General features: G+C 72.1%; 17 protein-coding genes. 8 read left to right on the forward strand and 9 right to left on the reverse strand.

Annotation, left to right across the window (positions count from 1 at the left end):
• Positions 1–193: 193 nt before the first annotated feature.
• From ACFY36_RS16225 to ACFY36_RS16240, 4 genes are all read right to left on the reverse strand, one after another.
• Positions 194–841 (reverse strand): 4Fe-4S cluster-binding domain-containing protein, encoded by a 648-nt coding sequence (locus ACFY36_RS16225; RefSeq protein ID WP_499746751.1) that lies wholly within the window; start codon positions 839–841, stop codon positions 194–196.
• On the reverse strand, positions 838–2,682 hold the full coding sequence (locus ACFY36_RS16230) for an AAA family ATPase (RefSeq protein WP_499746752.1): 1,845 nt from the start codon (positions 2,680–2,682) through the stop codon (positions 838–840). The genes ACFY36_RS16225 and ACFY36_RS16230 overlap by 4 nt, the downstream gene beginning before the upstream one ends.
• Positions 2,679–3,947 carry a hypothetical protein gene (locus ACFY36_RS16235; RefSeq protein ID WP_499746753.1) on the reverse strand — a complete coding sequence of 423 codons (1,269 nt, stop codon included), beginning with the start codon at positions 3,945–3,947 and terminating at the stop codon, positions 2,679–2,681. Before ACFY36_RS16235 ends, ACFY36_RS16230 begins: the two co-directional genes overlap by 4 nt.
• Before the next feature lie 61 nt (positions 3,948–4,008).
• Entirely contained in the window at positions 4,009–4,776 is a 768-nt protein-coding gene (locus tag ACFY36_RS16240; RefSeq protein WP_499746754.1) for an SDR family oxidoreductase, read from the reverse strand.
• 65 nt (positions 4,777–4,841) lie between these two features.
• On the opposite strand from ACFY36_RS16240, the gene ACFY36_RS16245 reads away from it, so the two are divergent.
• The 4 genes from ACFY36_RS16245 to ACFY36_RS16260 all read left to right on the forward strand — a co-directional run bounded on the left by ACFY36_RS16245 (position 4,842) and on the right by ACFY36_RS16260 (position 9,233).
• A complete protein-coding gene (locus tag ACFY36_RS16245) occupies positions 4,842–5,201 on the forward strand; it encodes a winged helix-turn-helix transcriptional regulator (RefSeq protein ID WP_499746755.1) in 360 nt (119 codons plus the stop codon).
• Positions 5,202–5,211: 10 nt separating this feature from the next.
• A complete protein-coding gene (locus ACFY36_RS16250; RefSeq protein ID WP_499746756.1) occupies positions 5,212–6,048 on the forward strand; it encodes a helix-turn-helix domain-containing protein in 837 nt (278 codons plus the stop codon).
• 87 nt (positions 6,049–6,135) lie between these two features.
• Positions 6,136–7,185 carry an iron-siderophore ABC transporter substrate-binding protein gene (locus ACFY36_RS16255; RefSeq protein WP_499746757.1) on the forward strand — a complete coding sequence of 350 codons (1,050 nt, stop codon included), beginning with the start codon at positions 6,136–6,138 and terminating at the stop codon, positions 7,183–7,185.
• The gene (locus tag ACFY36_RS16260; RefSeq protein ID WP_499746758.1) at positions 7,182–9,233 is read left to right on the forward strand and encodes an iron ABC transporter permease; all 2,052 of its coding nucleotides are present in this window, start codon (positions 7,182–7,184) and stop codon (positions 9,231–9,233) included. Before ACFY36_RS16255 ends, ACFY36_RS16260 begins: the two co-directional genes overlap by 4 nt.
• 7 nt (positions 9,234–9,240) lie before the next feature.
• Here the strand turns inward: ACFY36_RS16260 and ACFY36_RS16265 are convergent, their stop codons facing one another.
• The 5 genes from ACFY36_RS16265 to ACFY36_RS16285 are packed head-to-tail and all read right to left on the reverse strand — an operon-like array spanning position 9,241 to position 12,279.
• Entirely contained in the window at positions 9,241–9,534 is a 294-nt protein-coding gene (locus ACFY36_RS16265; RefSeq protein ID WP_499746759.1) for a hypothetical protein, read from the reverse strand.
• Positions 9,535–9,536: 2 nt separating this feature from the next.
• Positions 9,537–9,818, reverse strand: a complete 282-nt coding sequence (locus ACFY36_RS16270; protein ID WP_499746760.1) for a hypothetical protein — start codon at positions 9,816–9,818, stop codon at positions 9,537–9,539.
• Between the two features lie 30 nt (positions 9,819–9,848).
• Positions 9,849–10,736, reverse strand: coding sequence for a UbiA prenyltransferase family protein (locus ACFY36_RS16275; protein ID WP_499746761.1), 888 nt, complete (start codon positions 10,734–10,736; stop codon positions 9,849–9,851).
• Positions 10,737–10,787: 51 nt separating this feature from the next.
• Entirely contained in the window at positions 10,788–11,240 is a 453-nt protein-coding gene (locus tag ACFY36_RS16280; RefSeq protein ID WP_499746762.1) for a hypothetical protein, read from the reverse strand.
• 4 nt (positions 11,241–11,244) lie between these two features.
• Complete coding sequence (locus tag ACFY36_RS16285) at positions 11,245–12,279, reverse strand: LacI family DNA-binding transcriptional regulator (RefSeq protein ID WP_499746813.1); 1,035 nt, start codon at positions 12,277–12,279, stop codon at positions 11,245–11,247.
• Positions 12,280–12,361: 82 nt separating this feature from the next.
• On the opposite strand from ACFY36_RS16285, the gene ACFY36_RS16290 reads away from it, so the two are divergent.
• Genes ACFY36_RS16290 through ACFY36_RS16305 form a run of 4 tightly spaced genes read left to right on the forward strand, consistent with a single transcriptional unit; the run spans position 12,362 to position 17,157 of the window.
• Positions 12,362–13,606 (forward strand): sugar ABC transporter substrate-binding protein, encoded by a 1,245-nt coding sequence (locus tag ACFY36_RS16290; protein ID WP_499746763.1) that lies wholly within the window; start codon positions 12,362–12,364, stop codon positions 13,604–13,606.
• Complete coding sequence (locus tag ACFY36_RS16295; RefSeq protein ID WP_499746764.1) at positions 13,603–14,523, forward strand: carbohydrate ABC transporter permease; 921 nt, start codon at positions 13,603–13,605, stop codon at positions 14,521–14,523. The genes ACFY36_RS16290 and ACFY36_RS16295 overlap by 4 nt, the downstream gene beginning before the upstream one ends.
• Before the next feature lie 44 nt (positions 14,524–14,567).
• Positions 14,568–15,329, forward strand: a complete 762-nt coding sequence (locus ACFY36_RS16300) for a carbohydrate ABC transporter permease (RefSeq protein WP_499746814.1) — start codon at positions 14,568–14,570, stop codon at positions 15,327–15,329.
• A 10-nt stretch (positions 15,330–15,339) separates the two neighbouring features.
• Positions 15,340–17,157: a glycoside hydrolase family 127 protein gene (locus ACFY36_RS16305; protein WP_499746765.1), complete on the forward strand. Its 1,818-nt coding sequence runs from the start codon at positions 15,340–15,342 to the stop codon at positions 17,155–17,157.
• Positions 17,158–17,162: the final 5 nt, after the last annotated feature.

Raw genomic sequence — 17,162 nt, forward strand, 5'->3', positions numbered from 1 at the left:
CCGGCCTCCGGAGGCTGTCCCCCGGTGGGACAGTCGGGATCACCGCAGGCGGGCCCGGCAGCCGGGGCGTCCGAGGGAGCCGGGGCATCCGGAGCGGCCGGGGCACCCGTGGCCGGCTTCGCCACCGGCGTGAGGAAGCACGACTGGCAATACTGCGTACCGGCCGGCATGTCGGATTTGCAGCCGGGACACATCAACTCCGCCATGAAGCCTCCTCATATGCCAGCCCGCGGCGGGCCAGGGCCGCCTCGAGCGCGGTCAGATCACCGGGCGCCGGCACGCCGATGTGGTAAATCCGGTCGCCGTCGCTGCCCAGCTGGATCCGGGTCGCCCCGGCCGGCCGGTCCACCTCGGCGTCGTACCGTTCGTGGCCGAGCGGGGTCAGCGGGACCAGCTCCTGGTTGGCCGAGCCACGCCAGCGGTTGCCGGGCGCCCGGGCCTCGACGAACGGGCCGGGAATCACGGCGTCGAGCAATGCCAGATGCCCGGCGAAGCGGTTCCGCAGCACCGGGAGCGAGCGGCCGCTGTAGGCGAGCAGGTCGATGGGCCGGTCCAGGCCGTCCCGCCACGCGTGCAGCGCGCCGAGCAGTTCGAGGAACGCCGCGGGCTGGTCGAACGGCTCGCCGCCGCTGATCGTCACCCCGTCCACGTCGCCGGGCAGGCCCGCGCACCACCGCGCGACCTCGCCGACGTCGACCTCGGTCTCCGGGTCGGCGTCCCAGGTGTCGCGGGACACGCAGCCGGCGCAGCCGATGCCGCAGCCCTGCGTCCACACGCCGGCCCGGCGCCCGTATCCGAGCACCAGCACCGGATAGTGGACCCGGTTGATCCTGATCCTCATGCCAGGCTCACCTGCCAGATGCCGTCGGCGTGCCGCAGACCGGTGACGGTGATCTCGCCGCCGGCCGGGCCGTCACGGCGGAACAGCTCGCGGGCGAGCGGATTGACCAGGGCACTCTCCAGGTGCGAGCCGATGCCGCGACCACCCATGCCGAGGTTGCGGGTGGCGCCTTCGAGCAATTGACGCCGTACGTCCTCAGCAAGCCTCAGATCGACCCCGTGCTCCGCCCTCAGCCGTTCCCGGACGTGCGCGACCAGCACGTCGAAGATCTCGGCGGCGGTCGCGGCGTCGATGAAGTTGAACACCACGATGTTGTCGCCGAGCCGGTTGAGCAGCTCGGGCCGGTTCAGGACGCTCACGAAGTGGTGCTCGACCGCGTGCCGCACCCGCTTCTCCAGCTCCTCGCGGGTGAACGGCGGCTGGAGCGGGTCGGCCTCGGCCTGGATCGCGTACTCCTCGGCCGTCACGCCCAGGTTGGACGTGAAGACCAGCACCGTCTCGGAGAAGTAGACGGTCGAGCCGCTGGCGTCGGTGAGCCGCCCGTCGTCGAGGATCTGCAGGAACTTGTCGAGGATCCGCGGGTTCGCCTTCTCGATCTCGTCGAACAGCAGAAGACTGAAGGGCCTCTGCCGTACGGCGTTGGTCAGCTCCCCACCGGCGTCGTGCCCCACATATCCGGGCGGGGCGCCGATCAGCCGGTCGGCCGAGTGCTCGGCCGAGAACTCGCTCATGTCGAAACGGGTGTAGGCGCGGGCGTCGCCGAAGATCTGCTGGGTGAGCTCCTTGGCCAGCTCGGTCTTGCCCACGCCGGTCGGGCCGGCGAAGAACAGCACGCCCCGGGGCCGGGAGGCGTTGCCGCCGGCCTGCGCGCCGGAGAGGCCGAGCACCGCCCGGACGAGAATGTCGACCGACCGCTGGATGGCCTCGCGCTGTCCCTTGACCCGCGACGAGATCGTGCCCGACGCGTTGCGCATGCGCTCGCGCAGATGCGAGGCGCGCCACGGGTTGTCGTGCACGCCGACCCGGTAGCAGCGCACGGCCTCGTCGATCTCGCCGATCGGGGTGCGCATCCGGGCCGCCAGCCGGGCGATCGCCATCATGCCGCGCAGCGTCATGCCCTGGGTCTGCTCGGCCAGCCGCCGTTCCAGCTCGCGGCGGCCGTCCTCGTCCGCCTCGCGATAGCCGGCCAGCGCGTTGGCCAGCCAGCGGGCGGCGGTCTCGCGGACGCCGAACTCGGGCAGCGGCACGGCGATCTTGCGGACGTCGTCGTTGCCCGCGGTCAGCCAGACCGGCAGGTCGCGCTCGTTGTTCACGGCCCAGACCACCGGGTTGTACAGCGGGCGCGGATCGGCCGGCGCCGGCTTGGGATAGGCGACCCTCGACAGCCGGTCGCAGCGGGCGAAGAACGCGTGCTCGGAGGGGTCGAGGTGGGCCGGGTCGAGCATCAGCCGGGAGGCGAAGTCGACGAGGACGGCGCTGCGGGCGTCCGCCGCCGCCACCCGGTCGATCACCTCGCCGAGCGGGCCGAGCGGGCCGTCCTTGTCCTTCCACGGCCCCCAGGCCGGCTTGTTGTCGCGCTGCACCACCTCGGCCGCCGCTTTGGCGGTGACCGGGTCGGCCGGCAGCACGCCGAGGCCGGCGACCGCGTCGGCGACGACCAGATGCTGGTAGCCCTCGTCGGCCAGCACCCGGTGCAGCCCGGTCTGCAGGTCGCACGGCTCCCAGCCGTGCGGCGCCGGCAGCAGGAAGACGTCGCGGACGTTGCCGTAGAGGACGACCTGCGAGTTGATCGACAGCGCGGTGCGGACCTCACGCAGCCAGGCCGGATATCCGTCGCTCATCGGGGCAGCTCCCGCTCGTGCCGCCGCTCGTCACGCCGTCGCTGCTGATCCCGGCGGCGGCGTTCGAACGGATAGCGCCGCGGATCGACCGTCTGCACCTCGGGATCGCCCTCCTGGCTGCGGTGGGTGGTGGTGACCTCGAGGCCGCGCTCGCCCAGCGCGGGCAGCAGCCGGTCGACCGCGGAGCACCACTGATGTTCGACGGCCCCGGCCCCGGCGGTCTCGCCGTCGGCCGGCGCCACCATGTTGAAGTAGAAGGCGCTGGAGTCGCCGGCCCGGCTGCGGACCCGGACGGCCAGGTCGTCCCAGCCCTCGCGCCGCAGGTGGGCCAGGCCGGTGCGGCCGAGGGCGACCTCGAAGTCCTCCTCGACCGTGCAGCCGATCTCCTCGAGCGACTCGCGCAGCGCCTGCCGGGTGTAGTCGCGGACCATCGGGGCCAGGGTGGCGGCGACCGCGGCCTCGACCCGGCGGGCCAGCGCGGGCAGGTCCGGATCGGGCTCGGCGCCGGCGGCGCTGATCGCGGCCAGCGCCTCGTCGACCGGCGGCCCGGAATATCCGGCCAGGCGGGCGGTCAGCTCGCGCAGCGCGCCCCGGCGGCGGTGGACCTTCTCGTTGGCCTGGTCGACGGAGTAGCGCAGGTCGTCGAGCAGGCGCAGCTGGGTGTCCTCGGACGCGGCGGCCAGCGCGTCGGCGGCCCGCTTCTGCAGCCGCTCGGCCAGGTCCGGTGGGACGCCGCCGTCCATCCGGCCGATGACCCGCCGCAGCGATTCGGCGACCCGGGTGCTGGGCGCGGGCGCGGCGGTGGCGACGCGGGGAGCGCCCGGCACGGGGGCGGGCTTGGGCAGCCGGTCGAGGGCGGCCGCCACCTCGTTCAGGACCCAGCGGGTGCGGGCCGACGCCATCTCGGCCCGGAACCGCTGGTCGGCGGCGGCGAGCGCGGCGTCGACCTGGGCCGCCCACTGCTCGGCCCGGTCGAGCCGGCCGCCCACCGAGGGGACCTCCCCGAGCTCGGGAGGCGGGGTGATCAGGGCGCCGAAGTGCGCCCGTCCCCGCGCGATCTGATCGTGCAGCAGCCGGTGCTCGGCCACGGCCCGGGCGATCCGGTCGGCGGCCTGCCAGCCCCGGGTCTGCCGTTCGGCGAGACGGTCGCCGGCCGCTCCGGCCAGCACACCGATGCCGCGAACGGCCAGATAGCCGGCGCCGGCCACCAGCCCGGCGGCGACCAGGGCCGGCGCGGCGACCACGACTCCCATTTCTGCGCTCACTGTGCACACCTGACGACGGCGGATTGCGGATGCCGTTATCTGACGGACAGCGGGCCGCGCCTCACCAGTCGATGGCGGCCGGCACGAAGGGCACGTCCTCGGCGGCGGCCTTGCGGGCGGCGAGTTGCGCCTCGGCGGCCGCGCCGACCGGCACCCGCAAGGGGACGTCGTCGTTCTCCAGCGCCTCGGCCACCGCCACGGCGACCTCCCGCACCGAGATCGGGGCGGCCCGGAACTTCGGCAGCTCATCGAGCAGCGGGCGGTACGGGTTGTCGTCGCCGAGATAGACCTTGGCCCGGCCGGCTCCGCCCGAGGCGACCGCTCCCGGCTGGAACAGCTGGACGGCGACGCCGAAGTGGCGCGCCTCGACCGCCAGGGTCTCGGCCAGGGCTTCCAGCGCCCACTTGCTGGCCGCGTACGCGCCGATGAGCGGGATCACCAGGCGCCCCTGCACGCTGGAGACGAAGATGACGCGGCCGCGGCCCCGGGCGCGCATCGCGGGCAGCACGGCCTGGGCGACCCGCAGCGCGCCGAACGTGTTGAGCTCGAAGATCCGCTGAACCTCCGGGAGGGGAACCGTCTCCACGGGCGCGCGCAGCGTGTCACCCGCATTGCTGATCAGCACGTCGACGCGGCCGGCGCCGGCCACCGCGGCGTCGACCGACGCCTGATCGGTCACGTCGAGCGGCAGCCTCAGAGCCGCCGGCACGCCGGCCAGCGCCGCGACGTCGCGCGCGGTGGCGATGACCTCGTGGCCGCGCCGGGTCAGTTCCTCGGCCAGGCCGCGGCCGATGCCCCGGGACGATCCGGTGATCAGCACTCTGCTCATGTCGGAGCTCCCCATCGTCAGTCAGTTCGTTTTCTAGACCGACTCTAGCGCGTTACCGTGATCGGGTGAGTCGCGAAAACGAACCGGCGAACCTCGGGGCGCCGCGCGTCTGCTCCATCGCCGACGCCCTCCAGGTGGTCGGCGACCGCTGGAGCCTGCTGGTGCTGCGCGAGCTCAGCTTCGGCGTGCACCGGTTCAGCGACATACAGACCAACACCGGGGCCCCGCGCGAGACGCTCACCCAGCGCCTGCGCAAGCTGGAGGGCGCCGGCCTCGTGCGGCGCCGGCGATATCAGGAACGGCCGGTGCGCGAGGAATATCTGCTCACGGCCGACGGCGAAGACATCGTTCCGGTCCTGCAATCGCTGCGCCGCTTCGGCGAGCGCCACGTCACGCCCCGCATGGCCCGGGAGGCGCCCGCGTAGGCTCGGGCGCGTGGCGGCGGGTGTTCATGACGATCCGAGTCTGGGCACGTGGCGGCGTGATCCGGGCACCGTGGTCCGGCGGACCGCGGCGGTGCCGCCGGGCGAGCCGGCCCCGCTCGCCATCGTGGCCGAGTCCGAGGTGCTGGGCGTCCCGACGGAGTGGTCGCCGCACGCTCATCCGATGCACGAGCTGGTGTGGGTGCGGGGCGGGACGCTGACCTCCCGGGTCGGCCGGCGGGTGTTCACCGTGCCGCCGGGGTTCGCCCTGTGGCTTCCGGCCGGGGTCACGCACGGGGGCCGGCTGACCGCCGGGGCCGAGTTCCACGACGCCTTCTTCGCGCCGGGCCGGACGCCGGTCGAGTTCTCGGGGCCGACCCCGATCACCATGTCCCCGCTGCTGGAGTCGTTGCTCGTGCGGCTGGCCCGCGGCGATCTCGACGCCGCGGCGCGGGCCCGGACCGAGGCCGTCGTGTTCGACGTGCTCGAGCCGGCCGAGCGGCATTTCGCGCTGGAGCTGCCCGGCGACAGCCGGATCGACCCGATCGCCGAGGCGCTGCTCGACGACCCGGCCGACGATCGCGGCCTTCAGGAGTGGGCCGCCCAGCTGGGGATCAGCGACCGGACGATCACGCGGGCGTTCCGGGAGGCGACCGGGTTGTCGTTCGCGCAGTGGCGGCAGGCCCTGCGCGTCCACGAGGCCCTGGCCCTGCTGTCCGGGGGCGCCGAGGTCCGTGACGTGTCCGAGCGGCTCGGCTACTCGCAGCCGAGCACGTTCATCGCTGCCTTCCGCCGGGTCATGCGGGTGACGCCGGGCCAGATGTCCGGAATCCCGTATCAGCTGTCCTGAGTACGGGATTGCTGACACCAAGATCATCACCTAGCCTCCGTAAGGCAAGGCAACCCTTACTTGGCTTCCGTGAGAAAAGACCGTCGCATGAATCTGCCCCACCGCCTCGCGGCCACCGCGGCGCTGCTCGGCCTCGTCGCCGCCTGCGGCACCACGAAGGTGGACGAGCCGTCCGCCGCCGGCTCGGCCGCCCCCACGTCGCAGACCTGCGCCGACGACACCACGACGACCTCGACCGGCCCGGTGTCGATGACCGACGGCGTCGGCCGCAAGGTCGAGCTGGCCAAGCCCGCCCAGCGGGTCGCCGTGCTCGAGTGGCAGCAGACCGAGGACCTGCTCACGCTGTGCCTCACCCCGGTCGCGGTGGCCGACCCCAAGGGCTACGGGACGTACGTCAAGGCGGAGAAGCTGCCCGCGACCGTCGTCGACGCCGGCGAGCGCGGCGAGCCCGACCTCGACGCCCTGTACGCCACCAAGCCCGACCTCATCGTCGTGGAGGCGTTCAAGGCGAACGACGAGATCATCACCAAGCTCGAGAAGCGCGGCGTGCCCGTTCTCGCGACGGTCGGTGCCGACGCCTCGGGCCAGATCGCGAACATGAAGAAGGTCTTCTCGATGATCGGTACGGCTACCGGCCGCACCGAGCGCGCCGATGTGGTGCTCAAGCAGTTCGACGAGCATCTGGCCGCCGCCAAGACGAAGGTCGCCGGCGCCGACGTACAGGCCAAGGACTTTCTGTTCTTCGACGGCTGGCTCGAGGGCGGCAATCTCGTGATCCGCCCGTACGGCCAGGGCGCCCTGTTCACCGAGCTCGGCGAGCAGCTCGGCCTGACGCCGGCCTGGACCGACAAGATCAATTCGGCGTACGGCAGCGGGGGCGTCGACCCGGCGTACGGGCTCGCGCAGACCGACATCGAGGGATTGACCGCCGTCGGCGGCGCGACCCTGTTCTACTCCGACGACGACACCCCGGACAGCTACGTCAAGGAGCTGCGCAAGAGTCCGATCTGGACCGCCCTGCCGGCCGTCAAGGAGGGACGGGCGTACGCCTTCCCGGCCGGCGTCTGGGGCGCCGGCGGCCCGCTCTCGAACGAGCAGGCGATCGACGCGTACGTCAAGATCCTGACGAAGGAGTGAAGGCCCGCGTCGCGGGCGGGGCGGCCGTGCTGGCCGTCCTGCTCGCCGCGGTCGTGGTCACCGGGCTCTGGCACATCACCCAGGGCACCTCCGGGGTCGGCTTCGCCGATCTGCTGCGCTACCTGTTCGGAGCGCGCGAGGATGTCGGCGGGGTGCCGATCACCGACGTGCTGACCGGGTCCCGCCTGCCGCGGGTGCTGGCCGGCGTCGCGGTCGGGGTGGCGCTCGGCTCGGCCGGGGCGCTGCTCCAGTCGGTCACCCGCAACGCGCTGGCCGCCCCGGACACCCTGGCCGTCACCGCGGGTTCCTACTTCGCGCTGTGCGCGGTCGCCGCCTTCGGCCTGGCCGTGCCGCTGTGGGCCTCGGGCGCCGTGGCCTTCGGCGGTGGGCTGCTGGCCGCCGCCGTCGTGCTCGGCCTCGCCGGCAGCGCGTCCGGGATCGCCTCGACCAGGCTGATCCTGGCCGGCTCGGCCGTCGCGATGGCCCTCGACGCGGCCACGGCCATGCTCCTGATCCTCTTCAAGGAGAGCACGACCGGGTTGTACGCCTGGGGAAGTGGCTCCCTGGCCCAGTTGAACCTCGACGCCGCCGAACGGGCGGCCCCGGTCATCGTGATCGTGCTGGCCATCGCCCTGCTGCTGGCCCGGCGGCTCGACGTGCTCGGCCTCGGCGACGACGCGGCCACCTCGCTGGGCGTGCCGGTCCGCTCGACCCGGGTGCTGGCCGTGCTCTGCGCCGTCCTGCTGACCAGCATCTCGGTGACGCTGGCGGGCCCGCTCGCCTTCGTCGGCCTGGCCGCGCCCGTCGCCGTACGCCTGGCCGCCAAGCGTTTCGGCGCCCTCGGCCGGCACGCCTTCCTGATCCCGGCCTGCGGGCTGACCGGGGCGCTCCTCGTCCTGCTGGCCGACTGCGTGCTCCGGGCGGTGATGGGACCGCAGGCGGCCGCCTCGATCCCGACCGGCATCCCGACCTCGCTGCTCGGGGCCGTGGTCATCGTGATCCTGGCCCTCCGGCTGCGCGACACCGGCGCGACCAGGGAGGCGCCGGGCGCGCGCGTCGCGATCCGCACCCGCCGCCGCTTCGTCACGGTCCTGGTGGCCGCGGCCGTCCTGCTCGTCGCGGCGGTGCTGACCGGTCTGCTCGCGGGCAGCCTGTGGCTGCGTACAGGAGACATCGTCCTTTGGCTTGAAGGAGGCGCACCGGACCTGATCGGCCTGGCCCTGGACGACCGGGCCCCCCGGGTCGCGGCGGCCGTCGTCGCCGGCGCGGCGCTCGCCCTGGCCGGAACCGTGGTGCAGGGCACCGTTCGCAACCCGCTGGCCGAGCCGGGCGTGCTCGGCATCACGGCCGGCGCCGGCCTGGGCGCGGTGATCGTGGTGACGTCGGGCCTGTCCGGCGGCCGCCCCGCCCTGGTCGTCATGGCGGTCATGCTGGGACTGGCCGCGTTCGCGCTGATCGCCGTGCTGGCCTGGCGCGGCGGTCTGCGCCCCGACCGTTTCCTGCTGATCGGCATCGGCTGCGGCTACGCGCTCAGCGACGTCAGCACGTTCCTGCTGCTGAGGGCCGACCCGTGGGACACGCCGCGCATCCTGACCTGGCTCTCGGGAACGACATACGGCCGGACCTTCGACGACGTGCTGCCGGTGGCGGTGGTGCTGCTCCTGGCGACCCCGGCCGTCCTGAGCATGCGCCGCGAGCTCGACCTGCTGGCCCTGGACGAGGACACCCCGCGCATAGTCGGCGTCCGCCGCGACCGGGTACGCCTGATCCTGCTCTCGATCGCGGCCGTCGCGGCGGCGGTGTCGGTCATCGCGATCGGCGTGGTCGGCTTCGTCGGCCTGGTCGCCCCGCACATGGCCCGCGGCCTGGCCGGCGTCCGGCACACCCGCGTCATCCCGGTCGCCATGCTGCTGGGCGCCCTGCTGGTCTGCGCGGCCGACACCCTCGGCCGTACCCTCATCGCCCCCTCACAGATCCCGGCCGGCCTGATGATGGCCCTGATCGGCGCCCCCTACTTCGTCTGGCTGCTGCGCCGCTCGCGGGCCTGAGCTGAGGTCAGGCGGCGCTGGTCAGGGCGGCGTCGATGGCCCGGTGCAGGGCGGCCCGGCTGATCGTGACCGTTCCCTCGGGGGCCGCCGAGTCCTGCTGGAGGCCGGCCAGGATGTAGTCCTGCATGAGCCGGGACGGGGTGGTTCCGCGCCGGTCGGCCTCGGCCTCGAGGGCCTCGGACCATTCGGCGGGAAGACGGACGGAGTGCACGATCTTCGCTCGGGGCCGGTCGGTGACGACCTCGGCGCCGCTCCAGTCGCGGCTGTCGAGTGCGGCCCGGACGTCGCTGTTGTCAATCATGGCTATCCCTTCAGCATCCGCTCGATGGCGGCCACCTCGACGGCGTCGAGATAGCGCGCCCCGGCGACGGCGTACTGGTCGGCACGCTGTGGAGCGGTCTCGACCAACGCTACGGCCAGCCAGCGCCCTTGCCGGTCACGGCCCGCGATGTTCAGCACCGCCCCGATGTGCCTGCGCACCACGGGACGGCTCTGGCGCAGCACGAACACCGCGTCCTGCCAGGCCACCCCGGCTGCGCCCAGCGCGGTGTAGCTGTCGTCGCCGAACTCGTAATCCTCCTCCACCAGCCTAGTGTAAACGCCGCGTATACGGCCTCAGCCAGTGGCGATGTAGGCCAGCGCGAAACCCGCCGTCGGGATGCCGAACAACACCGAGACGACGGCGAGCTTGGTGATCGTGGGGCGGCGGGTCAGGGCGGCGTACGCCATCAGCAGCACCGGCGCCATGACCAGCTGAGCCGTCAGCGTGGAGCGGGGCACCACCAGGCCGAGCGCGGCGCAGACGAGCGAGATCGCCAGCGCCGCGCCCCACAGCGCGATCCCGAGGCGGTAGGCAAAGGGCGCGCCGAACCGCACCGCGAAGGTGGTGTCGCCGGCCTCCGTGTCGGCGGCCAGGTCGGTCGCCGTGGTCGGCACGTACAGGGCGGCCGCGAACAACACGCCGATCACGGCGACCGGCCACGGGAAGAGCCACGGATCGCGGGTGATCGACCAGCCGGCCACCGGCGACACGAGACCGACCACCAGCGCGTTGACCGCGACGTCCCAGCCCGGCCGGGTCTTCAGCCGCAGCGGCGGCACGCTGTACGCCCATCCCAGCAGCAGCACACCGCCCACCCCGAGCACGAACAGCGGACCGACGACGAAGGCGGCGCCGACCGACGCCAGCGCGGCCGCGCGGTACCAGGTGCGCAGCCTCCGGGCCGACACGGCGCCGGTCACCAGGGGCGCGGTGGCCTTGCGCGGGTTGGCCCGGTCGCTGCGCAGATCCTCCAGGTCGTTCTGGGCCAGAACGGCGGCCCAGACCAGCGGCCCGAGGATGAGCAGCGCCACCACGGCCCGCCCGGCGTCGGCCCGGTCCGGCAGCCAGGCATGGCCGGCCAGGACGGTGCCGAGATAGGCCGGCACCCACGAGACCGGCCAGAACCAGGGCCGGGACACCGCGACGAGCAGCGCGGCGGGACGGTGCGACAGCGTCGTCATGTCCCGCATCGTCGGCCCACCGCCCTGTGCCGGCGCTGAGAGCGCACCGCCTCACACGCCGACCGTCACCGCCCCGCAGTGGGCGTCGGCCACGGTGGTGGGCTGCTCGCCCGTGTCGTCCGCGTACAACTCGGCCCGGACGTCGCCCTTTCCACCGGGCGCTCGAAGGCCCGCCCCGAAACCGATCCAGCCCCGCATCGACGACGTGATGACGTAATTCATGAGAACGGTTTGGCCGATCTTCACTTTCCGCGGAATGCGACAGCTCATGCTGAGCGTTTCCGACGCCTTTCCCGGAGAAAATGATCGCGACGGCCGAACCGGGTGGTGCCGGGGCTCGGCCGCCGGCGATGAGTTCGTGTCCGTGCCGTGGACGAAAAGTCCTGCACCGAGCAACAGCGCCCCGGCGGCGACGATGACGCCCAGAGAAATTCGATTCATGTCTTCCATTCCGTGACCGCGCCCGGAAATGCGGCTCGAATTTATCTCCGTTGCGACCTTCACGTTTCTAAGAAATGGCGGTCGACGCGCGCGGCACCAGGCGGCACGGGCGGGCGTGCCGGCCGTGTGCCGGCTCGCCGTTGATGGCCGAGAGCAGCAGCTCGGCGGCCGTGCGGCCGATGCCCTCCAGGTCCATGTCCACGCTGGTCAGTGCGGGCCGGCTGCCGTCGACCATGACGTCCCAGTTGTCGAAGCCGACCAGGGCCACGTCGCCCGGAATCGCCTTGCCGGCCTCGCGCAGCGCCTCGGCCAGGCCCCGCGCGATCTGGTCGCTGCCGCAGAACACCGCGTCGACGCCGGCGCCCGAGGACAGCAGCATGCCCGCGGCCTGGCGGCCCCAGGCCTCGCTCCACTCGCCGTACAACACCGGTGTCGCCAGCTCGAGCCCTTCCGCGGCGAGCGTCTCCGCCGTCGCCCGGGCCCGCACCGTCGCCGAGTGGTGGTGCTCGGGGCCGGTGACGTGGGCTATGCGGCGCCGCCCGATCGCGAGCAGGTGGCGCACGGCGCGGCTCGCGCCGTCGGCCTCGTCGGGGACGACCGAGCAGTCCTCCGGGTCGGCCGAGCTGATGAACGCGTACACCACCGGCACCGGCAGGCCGACGCCGATCGGCGCCCGGGACTGGGTCCGGCGGCCGGTCACTATGATCCCGTCGACCTTGCGGCTGAGCAGCGTCCGCAGGTAGTACTGCTCCCGGATGGCGTCGTCGCGGGCGTCGCACAGGAACACCGACATCTGGCCCGCGCCCAGCGCGTCCTCGGCGCCGATGAGCAGCGGGATGCTGAACCGGCCGATGCTGTCGGTGGTGATCATCCCGACCGTGTAGGTGCGCCCTGTCTGCAGGCTCCGCGCGGCCGCGTTGGCGACGAAGCCGAGCTGCTCGGCCGCCTGCTGGACGCGCAGCCGCGTCTCCGGACGCAGCGCGCCGCGGCCGTTGAGCGCCTTGGACGCCGTGCCGGTGGAGACGCCGGCCAGGGCGGCGACCTGACTGATCGTGACGGCGCGTTCGGTGATGCTCAGTGGTTCCTCCCCGGTTTCCTCCAGCACCGTAACTTGCCCTTGACATCGAGGCAAGTCGCTCCCTAGCTTCGAGGCAATCGATTTCCTTGAGTTTCCTGGAGTGCTCATGACCGCCCCTTCACGACGGCGCGCCACCGCCGTCCTGGCCATGACCGTCTGCCTCATAGCCGGCTGCTCGTCGACCTCCGACACCGGCACGGAGACGCAAGCCGGCGGCAAATACACCGTCTGGGACCCCTATCCGCAGTTCGACAACGGCTCGGACTGGGTGAAGCTGCTGACCAAGTGCGGCACCGACGCCGGTGTGACCGTCGAGCGCACCGGATACGACACCACCGACCTGACCAACAAGGCGCTGCTCGCCGCGCAGCAGGGCAATTCCCCCGACGTGCTGATCGTCGACAACCCGGTGGTCTCCACCCTGGCCGAGGCCGGCGTTCTCACCACGACGGACGAAGTCAAGATCGACACTGCCGCCGTCTCGCCCAACCTGCTGGCCGCCGGGCAGACCGGCGGCAAGACGTACGGCGTGCCGATCGGCGCCAATACCCTGGCGCTCTACTACAACAAGAAGGTTCTCGACGCGGCCGAGGTCGACCCGGCGAGCGTCAAGGACTGGGCCTCGCTGACCGCGGCCCTGGAGAAGGTCAAGGCGTCCGGCAAGAAGGGCATCACCTTCTCCGCGATCGGCACCGAGGAGGGCAGCTTCCAGTTCCTGCCCTGGTTCTGGGGCTCCGGCGCCAACCTGACCCAGCTCGACTCGGCGCAGGGCGTCGCCGCGCTCACCCTCTGGACCGACTGGCTCAAGAAGGGTTACGCGCCGAACTCGGTGCTCAACAACACGCAGACCACCAGCTGGCAGGAGTTCGCGGCCGGCGACTTCGCGTTCAGCGAGAACGGCACCTGGCAGCTGGCCAATGCCAAGAAGACCGGTTTCGAGTACGGGATCATCGCGATCCCGGCGCAGGGCGGCGGCACCGCGCCCGCGCCCACCGGCGGCGAGTTCGTGACCGCCCCGGTGCAGGACGAGACCGCCCGCTACGCCACCACCGAGAAGCTCGTCGCCTGTCTGACCAGCGCCGACAACGCGTACACGACGGACACGACGCTTTCGTACATCGCGGCCACCGAAGCCGTACAGCAGAAACAGGTCTCCGAGAACCCCGAGCTGAAAGTGTGGGTCGAGGCGGTCCAGGCGGCCAAGGGCCGCACCAGCGACGACCTGGGCACCCGCTATCCGAAGATCTCCCAGCCGATGTGGGAGGCCTTCCAGGCCGCGCTGAGCGGCTCGAAGACGCCGCAGCAGGCGATGGCCGGCGCGCAGACCGCGGCCGCCACGGCGGCCAAGTGACCACGCACGCCTCCACGCTCGCCCGGACCCGGAGCACGACCCGGGTCCGGCGGGGCCGCGGCCACTGGACGGCGTGGGCGTTCCTGGCCCCGGTCGTGATCTATCTGGCCGCGTTCTACGCCTATCCGCTCTACCGCAACCTCGACCTGAGCCTGCGCGACTACAACGTGCGCTCCTTCGTGCGCGGCGACGCGCCGTTCAGCGGGATCGACAACTACCGGGCCGTCTTCACCGATCCCACCTTCGGGCCGGCGCTGCTGCACACCCTCGTCTTCACGGTCGCCTCGATCGCGGTCCAGTTCGCGGCCGGGCTCGCGCTCGCCGTCTTCTTCAACCGGCATTTCCGGCTGTCCGCGACGCTGCGTGCCCTGTTCCTCGTACCCTGGCTGCTGCCTTTGATCGTCAGCGCCTCGACCTGGTCGTGGATGCTCAACAGCGACTCCGGCGTCGTCAATTCGTTCCTGAGCAGCCCCGTCAACTGGCTCACCTCGCCGGACTGGTCGCTGGTCAGCGTGATCATCGCCAACATCTGGATCGGCATCCCGTTCAACCTGGTCATCCTCTACAGCGGCCTGCAGGCCATCCCGTCCGAGGTGCACGAGGCGGCCTCGATCGACGGCGCGACCGGCTGGCAGCGTTTCCGGCGGGTCACCTTCCCGCTGCTGCGGCCGGTCTCGGCCATCACCCTGCTGCTCGGGCTGGTCTACACGCTCAAGGTCTTCGACCTGATCTGGATCATGACCAAGGGCGGGCCGGCCGGCTCCTCGACCACCTTCGCGACCTGGTCGTACCAGCTCTCCTTCGGCAGCATGCTGCCCGAGTTCGGCCCCGGCGCCGCGGTCGGCAACCTGCTGATCGTCATGGCCCTGTTCTTCGGCCTGCTCTACATCCGCTTCTCCAGGAGGCAGGCGTCGTGAGACGGCACGTCACGACCGGCGTCGGCATCGTGCTGACGGCGATCATGTTGTTCCCGGTCTACTGGATGGTCAACGTGTCCTTCACCAGGGACACCGACATGCGGGCCGACCCGCCCCACCTGTTCCCGGTCAACGGCACCCTCGAGGGCTATCGCGCGGTTCTCGACCAGCAGATGCCGTACCTCGGCACCAGCCTGCTCGTCGGGCTCGGCACCGTCGCGCTCACCCTGCTGCTGTCCGCGCCGGCCGGTTACGCGCTGGCCAAGCTGCGCCCGCCCGGCGGCGGTGCGCTCGGCTTCGTGCTGCTGATCGCCCAGATGATCCCCGGCATCATCATGGCGATGGGCTTCTACGCCATCTACCTGCGCCTCGGCGTGCTCAACACGGTGCCCGGCCTGATCCTGGCCGACTCCACCATCGCGGTCCCGTTCGGCGTGCTCATCTTCACCGCGTTCATGTCCGGCATCCCGGACGAGCTGATCAACGCGGCGCTGATCGACGGCGCCTCGAAATGGCGGACCTTCCTCTCGGTGATCCTCCCGGTCAGCCGCAACGCGATCGTCACGGTCAGCCTGTTCGCCTTCCTGTGGGCGTGGTCCGACTTCGTCTTCGCCACCACGCTCGACGGCGGCGGCGCCCACCGGCCCATCACCCTCGGCATCTACCAGTACATCGGCAACAACAACCAGCAGTGGAACGCGATCATGGCCACCGCCGTGGTCGCCTCCCTCCCGGCCACGCTGCTGCTCATCCTGGCCCAGCGTTACGTCGCGGCCGGCGTCACCGCCGGCGCCGTGAAGGACTGAGGACACACCCATGACCGACATCCACGGCCCCGTCGTGCCCACGCCCGGCGCCCTCGCGGCGCTGCACCCGCTGCCCGCGAGCGCGGTCCGGCTCGGTGACGGCCTGCTCGGCGGCTGGCAGGCCCGCAACGCCGAGTCCACCCTGCCGCACTGCGTCGACCAGCTGCGCGCCCACGGCAACCTGGCCAACCTGCGCCGCGTCACCGGCGACGCCGACGGCGAGTTCACCGGCATGTGGTTCGCCGACACCGACGTCCACAAGAGCCTGGAGGCCGCCTTCTGGTCCTCGACGGCGAGCGGCTTCGTGGAGGAGGCCGCGGGCCTGCTGGAGAAGGCCCAGGACGCCGACGGCTATCTGGACTCCTACTACCAGGACCCGGAGCGCCGCGACAAGCAGTGGGCCGAGCTGCACTTCAGCCACGAGATGTACACCGCCGGCCATCTCATCCAGGCGGCCGTGGCGGCGGCGCGGTCGGCGCCCGCCACCCCGGCCGCGCAGCAGGTCATCCAGGTCGCCCGCAAGTTCGCCGATCTTCTCGTACGGCGGTTCGGCGGCTCCCGCGAGATCGACGGCCACCCGGAGGCCGAGACGGCGCTGGTCGAGCTCTACCGGGTCACCGGGCACCGCCCGTACCTCGACCTGGCGGCCCGGCTCATCGACAACCGCGGCCACGGCATGGTCGCCGGGGGACGCTTCGGCCCCCGCAACTATCAGGACCACGAGCCGGTGCGCTCGGCCACCGAGGTCGCCGGTCACGTCGTACGGCAGCTCTATCTTCTCGCCGGCGCGGTCGACGTCGCCGTGGAGACCGGCGACCGTGAGCTGCTGGCTGCCGCTGAACGGCTGTGGGACTCGGCCCAGGACAGCCGCACCTACATCACCGGCGGGCAGGGCTCGCGGCACCGCGACGAGTCGTACGGGGATCCGTACGAGCTGCCGCCGGACCGGGCGTACGCCGAGACCTGCGCCGCGATCGGCAGTTTCCAGCTGGCCTGGCGCCTGCTGCTGGCCACCGGGAAGGTGAAGTACGCCGACGAGATGGAACGCGTGCTGCACAACGGGATCGCCGGCAGCACGGCCCTGGACGGGCGCGCGTTCTTCTACTCCAACCCGCTGCAACTGCGCACCGGCCACGACGGTTCGGACGAGGACGCGCCGTCGCAACGCCTCGCCTGGTACTCCTGCGCCTGCTGCCCGCCCAACCTGGCCCGGCTGATGGCCTCGCTGCACGCCTATCTCGCCACCGGCGACGCCGGCGGACTTCAGATCCATCTGTACGCCGCCGGCGTCATCAGCCACGCCGGGCGCACCGTCGAGATCGCGACGGACTATCCCTGGGACGGCCGGATCACGATCACCGTGCGGACCACCGGCCGGTGGACGCTCTCGCTGAGGGTGCCGGCGTGGTGCGACGACGCCCGGCTGTCGGTCACGCCTTCGGCCACGGGCGACGGCTACCTGCACGTGGACCGGGACTGGCAGGCCGGCGACCGCGTGGAGCTCGTTCTGGCGATGCCGCCGCGGCTGGTCACCGCCCACCGCCGGGTCGACGCCGTCCGCGGCACGGCCGCCCTCGCCCGCGGCCCTCTCGTCTACTGCCTCGAGCACGCCGACCTGCCGCCGTCTCCGGAGGTCGTGTTCGAAGACCTGGAACTCGACACCACAGCGCCACCCGTCGCCGTTCACCACGACCACGGAATCACCCCGGTCACCCTGCGGGTGCGGCTGCGCACCGGCGACGTCGACGCCATCCCCTATTTCCTGTGGGCCAACCGCAGGCCCGGTCCCATGCGGGTCTGGATCCCCTTGGCAACACCATCCCCCTGAGAGGT

This window comes from Actinoplanes sp. NPDC000266 (assembly GCF_042899005.1).
Taxonomy (GTDB): Bacteria; Actinomycetota; Actinomycetes; order Mycobacteriales; family Micromonosporaceae; genus Actinoplanes.

Coding starts and splice junctions, on each gene's coding strand:
- ACFY36_RS16225 (WP_499746751.1), bottom strand. CDS start 841: ATGAGGATCAGGATCAACCGGGTCCACTATCCGGTGCTGGTGCTCGGA.
- ACFY36_RS16230 (WP_499746752.1), bottom strand. CDS start 2,682: ATGAGCGACGGATATCCGGCCTGGCTGCGTGAGGTCCGCACCGCGCTG.
- ACFY36_RS16240 (WP_499746754.1), bottom strand. CDS start 4,776: ATGAGCAGAGTGCTGATCACCGGATCGTCCCGGGGCATCGGCCGCGGC.
- ACFY36_RS16255 (WP_499746757.1), top strand. CDS start 6,136: ATGAATCTGCCCCACCGCCTCGCGGCCACCGCGGCGCTGCTCGGCCTC.
- ACFY36_RS16265 (WP_499746759.1), bottom strand. CDS start 9,534: ATGATTGACAACAGCGACGTCCGGGCCGCACTCGACAGCCGCGACTGG.
- ACFY36_RS16275 (WP_499746761.1), bottom strand. CDS start 10,736: ATGACGACGCTGTCGCACCGTCCCGCCGCGCTGCTCGTCGCGGTGTCC.
- ACFY36_RS16290 (WP_499746763.1), top strand. CDS start 12,362: ATGACCGCCCCTTCACGACGGCGCGCCACCGCCGTCCTGGCCATGACC.
- ACFY36_RS16300 (WP_499746814.1), top strand. CDS start 14,568: ATGTTGTTCCCGGTCTACTGGATGGTCAACGTGTCCTTCACCAGGGAC.
- ACFY36_RS16305 (WP_499746765.1), top strand. CDS start 15,340: ATGACCGACATCCACGGCCCCGTCGTGCCCACGCCCGGCGCCCTCGCG.